Below are 2,416 nucleotides of genomic sequence, written 5' to 3'. Positions count from 1 at the left end.
GTCATTTATCCAGGATAGAGGCTCGGCGTCGCGTCGATTTCCGTTCGGGGGAGTCAATGCAGTATCGTTGTCTTCTGGTTGTCCTGCGTGATAATCATGGCGAGTTACCCAAGCGGCCAAAGGGATCTGACTGTAAATCAGCTGTCATCGACTTCGGGGGTTCGAATCCCTCACTCGCCACCACCACGTGAAACGCCCCGGAACACTCCGGGGCGTTTTCGCGTTCGGGAACACGCGCTCACCGCCCGTGCTGACCGGCTGCGCCGGTCTTGCCTGCGCGAGCCCGGCGCGTGCTTGAATGGAGACCATGAGCGTTCGCATCCTGGCCGTGGGCAAGAAGCACGAGAGCTGGGTCGCCGACGGCATCGCCCGCTACGAGAAGCGGCTGAAGAAGCCGATGGACCTCGCCTGGCAGCTCCTGCCGCACTCGGCGCGCGAGGGCGAGCACGCGCGGGCGGAGGAATCCGAGCGGATCCTCGCCAAGCTCGATCGCGGCGCGTTCGTTGTGCTGCTGGACGAGCGCGGCACGAACGTGGACTCGCCCGGCCTGGCCGCGACCCTGCGCGGGGCGCAGGACGCGGGACGCGCGGTCACGATCGTGATCGGCGGTGCCTACGGGGTCGACGCGCGGGTGCACGAGCGGGCCGACTTCGTGTGGAGCCTGTCGAAGCTGGTGTTCCCGCACCAGATGGTCCGGCTCATCCTGGCCGAGCAGCTCTACCGGGCACAGGAGATCCTCGCCGGACGTCCCTATCACCACGTGTGATGCGCGCGGGGCGTGCCGGGCCAGGCCGTCCCTCCCGAGCTAGCCCTCCATCGGGGGCAGCAGCTCCCACACGTGGCCGTCGGGATCGGCGATCGCGGCGCTGAACATGCCGTGCTGTTCGACGCCCGGCCGGTAGACCGTGCCGCCGTAGCTGACCGCGAGGACGCACCAGCGCTCGACCTCGGCGCGGCTCTTCAGCTCCAACGCGTTCAGCACCTCTTTGCCGTGGGAGCGCAGGTGCGCGGTGTCGCCCTCAACCAGGAAGCCCTCGAAGAAGGGGGTGGCGAGCAGCATCACGGAGATCGAGTCCGTGAGCTGGAGCGCCGTGGCGTCCCGAGAGGAAAACCGTTCGTTTTTCTTGAGGCCGAGTCCGACGTAGAACCGTTCGGACTCGCTCAGGCTTCGGACGGGGAGGTTCACAAACAGCTTCTGGGACATCAGGTCCCCCTTTCAGCGGGCGCAACCCTCGTGCGCGGAGTACGAGGTTCCCACCTGGGCTGCCCCGAAGCAAGGGGCCGCGGTCGATTCTGCGCGATGTCTCAGCCCCGCAGCGCGCGAGCCGCGGTGTCGGTGCCCGCACATACACTCCCCGCATGAACCTCATCAGACTCTCCTCCTTCGTCTCCCCGGGCTCCCCACGGTCCGGACACCAGCAGCCGAGCCAGCTCGCCTACCGGGTGCCCTGGGCGGTCCTCCAGCGCGACCCCGACGGGACCGTCGAGGTGCTGAACATCGGCACGGAGCGGCTGCGCTTCGTGCGCTTCGCCGTGATCGGGGCCGGGCTGCTCGGCATGAGCCTGCCCGGCCCCGTCGACGTCAACGAGCGCCTGAGCGTGCGGGTGCGCGGCCTGGCCGCCGAGCCGGCGAGCCTGCTCCTGCTGCGCTGGTTTCGCCCGCACGGCGGGGAATACCTCTGGCCGATCGCTTTTTAGGCGGGCGCGCGCTCACCGCGGCTCCGCCTCGGGCGGGGGCACGGGTGCGCCGCTGGCCCGCGGGGGGTGCCCCTGCGGCGGGTCCGGGGCGCTCGCCGGTGCGTGGTCAGCCGGAGGCGGTTCGGCGTCGGCGTTGATGTCGCCGTCGCCCGGAGCCGGGTCCGGGGGCGCATCCGCCGTTGGGGCCGGCGTCGGCTCCGCGTCTCCCGGTTCGGCGTCGCGGGCGAGCTGTTCCTCGCGTGCGCGGAGGAGGTCCCGCACCGTCACCTGGCGGTCGCGGGCGGGGACGTGCACGGCGGTGACCCCGCTCGTCAGCTCGGCGACGGTCGTGTCGAGGGCGGTGGCAATCCGAGCGAGGGTGCTGAGGCTCGGATTCGCCTGGCCGCGTTCGATCTTGCCGATGTTCGAGAAATGCATGGTGGCGAGTTCGGCCAGGTCCATCTGGCTGATCCCGGTCGCGCGTCGTATCTCACGGACGCGGGCGCCGACTTCGTGGGCGGCATCTTGACGTTTCATCACACCCCCCATGTTGACCATGCGGGGGAAGCCTGGGCTATAGCTTTTCGACCAGCGCGTCTCGGCGTGACGTTCAGAAGACTGAGGCGCACGATCTAGATGCGGGGTTCGGCGCTGCGGAGGAGGGCTCCTCGCTTGCGCAGGCTCTGGTCGGTGACCGTGGGCGGCTTGGGCGTGGACTCACCCTCCCAGGGGTGCGCCT

4 protein-coding genes and 1 tRNA gene are annotated in these 2,416 nt (G+C 69.4%); 3 read left to right on the top strand and 2 right to left on the bottom strand.

Going from position 1 to position 2,416, the window contains the following annotated elements; translation table 11 throughout:
- The first annotated feature begins 98 nt into the window (after positions 1-98).
- Positions 99-183, top strand: a tRNA-Tyr gene (locus OOT08_RS08270).
- Positions 184-307: 124 nt separating this feature from the next.
- On the top strand, positions 308-766 hold the full coding sequence (gene rlmH, locus OOT08_RS08265) for a 23S rRNA (pseudouridine(1915)-N(3))-methyltransferase RlmH (protein WP_325092158.1): 459 nt from the start codon (positions 308-310) through the stop codon (positions 764-766).
- Between the two features lie 39 nt (positions 767-805).
- Here the strand turns inward: rlmH and OOT08_RS08260 are convergent, their stop codons facing one another.
- Entirely contained in the window at positions 806-1,204 is a 399-nt protein-coding gene (locus OOT08_RS08260) for a VOC family protein (RefSeq protein ID WP_325092157.1), read from the bottom strand.
- Between the two features lie 155 nt (positions 1,205-1,359).
- Here OOT08_RS08260 and OOT08_RS08255 point away from each other — a divergent pair, with 155 nt between their 5' ends.
- Positions 1,360-1,698, top strand: coding sequence for a hypothetical protein (locus tag OOT08_RS08255; protein ID WP_325092156.1), 339 nt, complete (start codon positions 1,360-1,362; stop codon positions 1,696-1,698).
- A 12-nt stretch (positions 1,699-1,710) separates the two neighbouring features.
- Here OOT08_RS08255 and OOT08_RS08250 read toward each other — a convergent pair whose 3' ends face one another.
- On the bottom strand, positions 1,711-2,214 hold the full coding sequence (locus OOT08_RS08250; protein WP_325092155.1) for a helix-turn-helix domain-containing protein: 504 nt from the start codon (positions 2,212-2,214) through the stop codon (positions 1,711-1,713).
- Positions 2,215-2,416: the final 202 nt, after the last annotated feature.

It is taken from the genome of Leucobacter sp. M11 (assembly GCF_035726885.1).
In the GTDB taxonomy this organism is placed as follows: Bacteria; Actinomycetota; Actinomycetes; order Actinomycetales; family Microbacteriaceae; genus JAPFRB01.
Note: the sequence above shows the minus strand (reverse complement) of the source record. Positions and strands in the feature narration are given on the sequence as shown.